The sequence below is a fragment of the Microcystis sp. M169S2 genome, assembly GCF_020245865.1.
GTDB classification, from domain to species: Bacteria; Cyanobacteriota; Cyanobacteriia; order Cyanobacteriales; family Microcystaceae; genus Microcystis; species Microcystis ichthyoblabe_A.
In genome coordinates, this window is the sequence record NZ_JADBUB010000174.1 from 1 (window position 1) to 6,797 (window position 6,797).

Annotated in this window: 7 protein-coding genes and 1 pseudogene; 3 read left to right on the plus strand and 5 right to left on the minus strand. The window is 47.1% G+C overall.

Annotated elements, in window-relative coordinates; genetic code table 11:
- A pseudogene (locus tag IM485_RS16825) lies at nt 1-220 on the plus strand (Uma2 family endonuclease); the annotation flags it as partial.
- Between the two features lie 6 nt (nt 221-226).
- Here the strand turns inward: IM485_RS16825 and rpsF are convergent.
- On the minus strand, nt 227-616 hold the full coding sequence (gene rpsF / locus IM485_RS16830) for a 30S ribosomal protein S6 (RefSeq protein WP_002769143.1): 390 nt from the start codon (nt 614-616) through the stop codon (nt 227-229).
- A gap of 145 nt (nt 617-761) precedes the next feature.
- On the opposite strand from rpsF, the gene IM485_RS16835 reads away from it, so the two are divergent.
- On the plus strand, nt 762-1,544 hold the full coding sequence (locus IM485_RS16835; protein WP_287744467.1) for a fumarylacetoacetate hydrolase family protein: 783 nt from the start codon (nt 762-764) through the stop codon (nt 1,542-1,544).
- On the opposite strand, the gene tpiA is transcribed toward IM485_RS16835, so the two are convergent.
- Nucleotides 1,541-2,266 (minus strand): triose-phosphate isomerase, encoded by a 726-nt coding sequence (gene tpiA / locus IM485_RS16840; RefSeq protein WP_104397497.1) that lies wholly within the window; start codon nt 2,264-2,266, stop codon nt 1,541-1,543. The two genes, IM485_RS16835 and tpiA, sit on opposite strands and share 4 nt — an antisense overlap.
- 403 nt (nt 2,267-2,669) lie before the next feature.
- On the opposite strand from tpiA, the gene IM485_RS16845 reads away from it, so the two are divergent.
- Nucleotides 2,670-3,434, plus strand: a complete 765-nt coding sequence (locus tag IM485_RS16845; RefSeq protein ID WP_103113409.1) for a metallophosphoesterase family protein — start codon at nt 2,670-2,672, stop codon at nt 3,432-3,434.
- Here the strand turns inward: IM485_RS16845 and IM485_RS16850 are convergent.
- From IM485_RS16850 to pgl, 3 genes are all read right to left on the minus strand, one after another.
- Nucleotides 3,353-4,600 carry a site-2 protease family protein gene (locus IM485_RS16850; protein WP_104397496.1) on the minus strand — a complete coding sequence of 416 codons (1,248 nt, stop codon included), beginning with the start codon at nt 4,598-4,600 and terminating at the stop codon, nt 3,353-3,355. The two genes, IM485_RS16845 and IM485_RS16850, sit on opposite strands and share 82 nt — an antisense overlap.
- A gap of 117 nt (nt 4,601-4,717) precedes the next feature.
- Entirely contained in the window at nt 4,718-5,350 is a 633-nt protein-coding gene (locus tag IM485_RS16855) for a double zinc ribbon and FHA domain-containing protein (protein ID WP_104397568.1), read from the minus strand.
- A 241-nt stretch (nt 5,351-5,591) separates the two neighbouring features.
- On the minus strand, nt 5,592-6,314 hold the full coding sequence (gene pgl, locus IM485_RS16860; protein ID WP_287744472.1) for a 6-phosphogluconolactonase: 723 nt from the start codon (nt 6,312-6,314) through the stop codon (nt 5,592-5,594).
- Nucleotides 6,315-6,797 lie beyond the last annotated feature (483 nt).

Sequence of the window (6,797 nt, forward strand, 5' to 3'; positions counted from 1 at the left end):
CTTGAATTTTCCTTGGACTTCCCCAATCCTAGGGATTCGGTTTGAGATGTTTGAAGAGGGTTTAGAGGTCTTTTATCCCAATGGGGAACGATTTAAAGACCCTGAAACCCTCTTTGAGGAACGCAACCAAGCACAACAAGAGCGCGACCAAGCACAACAAGAACGCGATCGCGCTTTTGCCCGATTACGCGAATTGGGCATTGATCCGACACAGTTGTGACTATAATTAATCTTCAGCGGAGATACCGTCATCTTCCACCACTGCTTCGGTGATAGGAGAGGGCGGAATTTCCGTTAAGGGAGATAAATCGGCAGGGGGGGCGACCACGCGATCGAGTTTTAGGGTTAAATAACGAATAACCTCATCACTTAAACGCATGGCCCTTTCCATGGGGGCGACTTGTTTGCCGCTGGCCTGATAATTCATCTGCACATAGACACCATCATTGAGTTTTTTGATGGGATAGGCCAGGCGTTTTTTACCCCACACCTTAACTTGAATGTCTGTAGCGCTGTGTTCGCTAATCAGAGTCCGATAACGTTCCACTTGTTGCTGAACGACTTCTTCCCCTAAATCGGGACGGAGAATGTAAAGAGTTTCGTAGTTATTGCTCATCTCAGAATCCTTATGGACTAGAAGGCTTCTTTGTCAAGACCGGAGGTTAATTGATTTTAATAACTCTCTAGCTTTTAATAAAGAAGCAAGGATATATGATCATACTACTATCCGAGAGTCGATCGCTAGTCATTCCCAGAAAAATATGGCGCAACGCTATGTACGAGTGAAACATCGTCAAGGACAAATCTTCTACGGACTGTTACAGCTAAACCGTAGCGTTGCCGTCTTTGATGCCCCTCCCTGGCAAGGAGGGCAACTAACCAAACTAGAATTAGAACCTGATAGCTACCAACTATTAGCCCCCTGTTTCCCGTCGAAAATTATTGCCGTGGGCAAAAATTACCGCGCCCACGCCGCCGAGATGGGAACACCTGTACCGGAAGAACCGCTTTTATTTCTCAAGCCACCGACGACAATTATCGCCGATGGTGAAACGATTTTCTATCCGCCCCAATCCCAAAGAGTGGATTATGAAGGAGAATTGGCATTAATTATGGGAGAAACCGCCAAAAACTGCACCACAGCCCAAGCCAGAAGCAAAATCTGGGGTTATACCATTGCTAACGATGTCACCGCTAGGGATTTACAGAAAAAAGATAGCCAATGGACGCGGGCGAAAGGATTTGACAGTTTTTGTCCCCTCGGCCCCTGGATTGTCCGGGAATTGAGTATCGGGGCGCAATTAACCACTTTTCTCAATGATGGCAGCGAACCCAAACAAAGCAGTTATCTCAGTGATATGGTCTTTCCCCCCGATGTCTTGGTGGCTTATATCTCCCAAGTGATGACCCTGCTGCCGGGGGATGTGATTTTAACGGGAACTCCCGAAGGAATCGGACCGATGCAGGTGGGGGATAAGGTTCGGGTGGAAATAGAAGGCATCGGGGTTTTGGAAAATAGCGTCATGGCAGCAGAAATCAATTAACGATAATTAACAATCCTAGCGAATACGGCGGGGTCTAGACTCGCCCCACCGACTAAAGCCCCGTTGATCTGCGATTGAGCCATAATTTCATCGATATTATCCGGTTTTACCGAACCACCGTACTGAATGCTTACTTCGGGATTGTCTAATTGTTGCCGAATCAAACCGATAACGCGGTTAGCTTCCTCGCTTTCGCAGGTTTCCCCCGTGCCAATCGCCCAAATGGGTTCGTAGGCGATAACGAGGTTTTTTTGGTCAACATTGACTAAACCTGCTTGAATTTGCTTGATAATTACTTTTTCCGTTTCTCCGGCATCTCTTTGGGCTTTACTTTCTCCCACACAGATAATCGGGGTTAAACCTTGTTTTTGGGCAGATATGACCCTTAAATTGACGGTTTCATCGGTTTCGCCGAAATATTGCCGGCGTTCACTGTGACCGATAACCACATAGTGAACCCCGATTTCGGTTAACATATCCGCCGAGATTTCGCCCGTATAAGCCCCCGATTTTTCCCAGTGGACATTTTGCGCCCCCAAGCGAATACGACCGCCGTGGAGGGTTTTAGAGAGGACAGCTAAAGCTGTGAAAGGCGCGCAAATAACCACTTCTCGGTCGTCGGGAGTTTCCTCTAGATGGGATTTAAAATCTTGCAAAAACTCCAAAGCTTCTCTCTGGGTTTTGTGCATTTTCCAGTTACCTGCAATAACAACTTTCGGCACAGCTTAATTAATTTAGTAGATTTGATAATTTATGGTACATTTTACTGTAAGCCTTTTTGTTACCCTAAGCAAGATCACCGATAATCGCTGTTTGTCGTGAACAGATTTCTTGAATACTTTTACCTCTACCTAGGGTTTGCTGAATAAATCTAAAAACTTTGTTTGATAAGGCTTTTAGACTTTTTTGACCTCAAAAAGTGCCTACCATTGGAGGGATCGGGGGTAAAATTCCTGGACTTTTTCCCTGAAAATTAGGTAACTGACCACCTCAAAATCGGTAAAACCCTACACCCGTTCGGCTGAGCTCACGGCCGAAGCCTACACCCCACACCCCACACCCTGCCCCCACGAAAAACTTTTTGCCGCAAACCCTACCTATGCCCTAATCCCCTACCAAATCCTCATGCGAACCTTAGCGATCGGCGATATTCATGGTTGCTCAAAAGCTCTAGATCACTTGCTAGAGATCGTCAATCCCAAACCGCAAGATACTTTGATCACCCTCGGTGATTACGTTAATAAGGGCAAAGACTCGAAAGGGGTGATCGATCGCCTGATTTCCCTACATAAACAGGGAAATTTGATTCCCCTCAAAGGTAATCACGAGATTATTATGCTGCAAGCCCGTCATAACCCCCTCAAACAGCGTCTCTGGTTAGAAAAAGGCGGTAAAGCTACTCTAAAATCCTATAGCGAAGGCCACCTGATTAAAATTCCCGAATCCCACTGGGATTTTTTAGGAAAAGTCTGTATAAATAGCTACGAAACTGCAAATCATTTATTTGTTCACGCTAGTCTCGATCCCCATCTACCCCTAGCCAGACAACCAGAATACAAGCTCTTTTGGGAGAAATTTCAATATCCCGCCGCCCATAGTTCGGGAAAAACCATGATTTGTGGCCATACCAGCCAAAAAAGCGGTAAACCGATTAATCTCGGCCATGCCATTTGTATCGATACTTGGGCCTACGGCAGAGGTTGGTTAAGTTGTTTAGAGGTGGAAACGGGTAAATTGTGGCAGACTAACCAGCGAGGAAATTTTCGCATTAGCCATATTCAAGATTATTATCGTTCATCCTCTCTACGTCAGGACATTAAGGACGGTTCGCCGATTTTTGGCCGTTCACTCTTGTCAAGAGCGGCAGCAATGACATTTAAGGGCAAATAACTGGGGTAAACTCCCTCGCGAGCGCGTTTAATATCCGTTTCCTCTAGGGGAAGTTGGTATTTTATCGCAATTGCCTTGAGGATATCGCCGCGATCGATTACTCCCGCTACGGCGGAGGCCGGTGTTAACACCGTGATCATGCGGTCTGGGATAGTTTCCAATTTCTGCACCACCGTCACTAAGGGGGTTTTTTCCTCAACAGTGGCAATTTCCGCAAGGGGATGGGCAATATCAAGCAGTTGTTTTTCTGACCAGGAACTGCGCTCGATCGCCTGTAAATCTGCCACCCGAATTAATCCCCGATAACGCCCCTCGGAAGCGGCAAAATAAGCAGTATTGGCGGCTGCTTGGTCTAAAACGTATTCTTGGGCGAATTCCTCTAGGGTTTGATGGGCGTTTAAAACCCGCAAATTTCTGCTCATCACCTCTCCTGCCGTGAAATTGAGGAGACTTTCCTGTAAATTAGTTAAATTATCGTAGGCGCGGGCATTTCTGAGGATAAACCAGCCCATTAATCCTAACCAAGCACCCCCCACATCTGCCGTCAAGAGAACCAAGAAAATCCCCAAAATAATCCCCAACCAACCGATGAATTGACCACTGATCGCAGCCCAATGTAAACCTTTCCAGCGATCGCCAGTTGCTTGCCAGACCATTGCTTTTAAAATTTGACCGCCATCGAGGGGTAAACCGGGGATAAGATTAAATAGAGCCAAAAACAGGTTAATTATCGCTAAATGACCGCATATATAGGTTAAATTAGCGTTTAAATAGGCTAAGTGACTGGCTAGGGATAGGAGACAAAACAGGAGAAAACTGACGAGGGGGCCAGCGATCGCTACTTGCAGGGCCTCTGGAGGAGTCCGAGATTCTCGCTCGATCGAGGCCATACCCCCAAAGAGAAACAGGGTAATGGAATTGACCTGGATGCCTTGGGAGCGAGCCATGAAACTATGACCTAATTCGTGGAGTAAAACCGAGATAAACAGCAATAAAGCGATGATTAAACCAAGTAACCACGCTAAACCGAAACTCTGGCCGGCCAGAGACTGAATTTCTGCATCGGTGGCATTGATCAAGGTGACAAAAGCCAAAATCAGAAACCAGGAGGAATCAATATAGAGAGGAATGCCCAATAAAGAGCCGATTTGCCAATTTTTACGCATAATTTTCGGTGGGGAAGTGGGAAGTGGGAAGTGGGGGAATGGGGGAATGGGGAATGGGGAAGTGGGGAAATGGGGGAATTCAACTAAAACCCGAAAACCCTAAAACCCTAACCCCTTTTAGGACATTTGGAAAATAAAAGTCATTTTGTCCCCTTTACCGAGGGAAATGCGATCGCCTGCCCGAAGACGATGACGATTGCCGGAGGGTAGGGGATTGTGATTAACGTAGGTTCCGTTGGCGCTGCCCGTGTCTTCAAGGTAATAGATGCCCCCTTCGACGCGGATATCGCCATGAACCCGGGAGACGATGTCAGAATCGGGAAAACCGGAAACATCGATATCGGGGGGAATGCGATCGTTAGGTTTGCCGATATGAATTACCGATAGATGTAGGGGTAATTCAATTTTGCTATCGGTTTGCAGGTGCTGGAGACTGGCCATTTCCGTCTGCAAGCGGGTGGCGGCCGGAACCGGTGGGGGGGCAACAGGAGGAGGTGCGATCGAGGCGCCGGTGGCTGTAGGGACCGGTGGGACGGGTTCAGGTTCAGGTTCCGATTCGGCCTCGGCTGCTACCATGGGGGCAGAATTAGGCTGTAAATTGTAGCCACACTGACCACAAAAGGTGGCATCAGTTTGGATGGTTGCCCCACAACTAGGACAGGAAGACATCCTCGGTAAGGGGGTATAACAGGCCTCGCATTGACTGGCCTCATCGGGGTTAATATGTTCGCAATTAGGACAAACGATCATTTTTAAGGAAAAAGTAAAAAGGAAAAAGTAAAAAAGCAGATTAGGGGTTGAGTGTTGGAGTGTTGGGATGTTGGGATGTTGGGGTGTTGGGGTGTTATACCAAATTTCTAAATCCATGACAGACATCCACGCTCGAATGCTTGCCAAGCCTGCATTCGTTGTGACGCGAATAAAGAAAAATGGTATTAAGGTTTTGGGGTGTTAGGGTTTTAGTTGAAATTCCCCCAATTCCCCCTATTCTCTAGACAAAAGAGGAACCAGCGGCCGCATCGAGTAACCAATATAATTCCCCGGACGGGGGGTGGATGAGACGAGAAGGATAGGAGAAAGGGTCGCCATAAGCAGAGAAAATCTCATGTAGAGCGGGGCGTTTACTTTCGCCGGCAGCGATAAAGATCACACAACGGGCCTGATTGATCAGGGGAACGGTAAAAGTTAAGCGGGGATTGCCGTCTTTCTCGCCGACGGTGATACAGCGATCGCTCACCGTTAAAGCTGCCGTGTGGGGAAAGAGGGAGGCCGTGTGACCATCATCGCCCATTCCTAACAAAATCAGGTCAAAAACGGGAAAATCGGGAGAATTGACCCCAAACCATTGGCGGAGATGATCATCGTATTTTTGGGCGGCCAGGTGAGGATCGGGGTCATCCGTGGGAACATGATGAATATTAGCGGCCGGGATCGGTATGCGATCGAGCCATGCTAATCGGGCCATGCGTTGATTACTGTCGGGATGATCGGGACTAACGTAGCGCTCATCTCCCCAGAAAACGTGAATTTTTGACCAGTCGAGGGGTTGAGAGGATAAAGCTTCGTAGAGAGGTTTCGGGGTACTACCGCCAGAAAGAGCGATGGTAAAATATTCCTGTTGGTCGAGGCTGGTTGTGATTTTTTCCAGAACCAGCGCCAGAGATTTTGCGATCAGAGCTTGTTTATCAGCTAAAACTTCCACCAATTTCTGCATGGGTTTTGTTATCAACTCAGGGGGGCTGTCTTTACTATAGGCTAACCATTGAGGACTCATCTGAGAGCTTGGGAAAATTTTATTCTTTGACAGTCTCTGTCTTAGGTAAGAGATACAGGAGAAAATCTGGCGTTGTCAGATCAGAATATAAAAGATGCAATGCAATCCTTGCTACCCTTCGACTTGGCTCAGGGCAAGTCAAAGTAATTTCAGTTCCAAGCTGATTCGGAGCATCTTTCAATTTGACAACGCCCTAATTCATCTAAGTAGCTGGTTATAATTAAATTAAAAATGGATTTTAGGTTCGATCCCCCCTGCCCCCCTTGATAAGGGGGGTGCCGATAGGCGGGGGGATCCCCCCTTAATAAGCTGTCCTTTAGTCACATCTTTCTTAACATTTCAAACCTTTGTAGCACAAGGCTTTCAAGACTCGGTTAACAATTTGTAATATTCCTTGTTGACACCCTTACTGACAAAGAAAAA

Excerpts from the sequence above, each read along its gene's own strand:
- pgl (WP_287744472.1), bottom strand. The coding sequence starts at position 6,314 with ATGCAGAAATTGGTGGAAGTTTTAGCTGATAAACAAGCTCTGATCGCA.
- rpsF (WP_002769143.1), bottom strand. The coding sequence starts at position 616 with ATGAGCAATAACTACGAAACTCTTTACATTCTCCGTCCCGATTTAGGG.
- IM485_RS16835 (WP_287744467.1), top strand. The coding sequence starts at position 762 with ATGGCGCAACGCTATGTACGAGTGAAACATCGTCAAGGACAAATCTTC.
- IM485_RS16850 (WP_104397496.1), bottom strand. The coding sequence starts at position 4,600 with ATGCGTAAAAATTGGCAAATCGGCTCTTTATTGGGCATTCCTCTCTAT.
- IM485_RS16855 (WP_104397568.1), bottom strand. The coding sequence starts at position 5,350 with ATGATCGTTTGTCCTAATTGCGAACATATTAACCCCGATGAGGCCAGT.
- IM485_RS16845 (WP_103113409.1), top strand. The coding sequence starts at position 2,670 with ATGCGAACCTTAGCGATCGGCGATATTCATGGTTGCTCAAAAGCTCTA.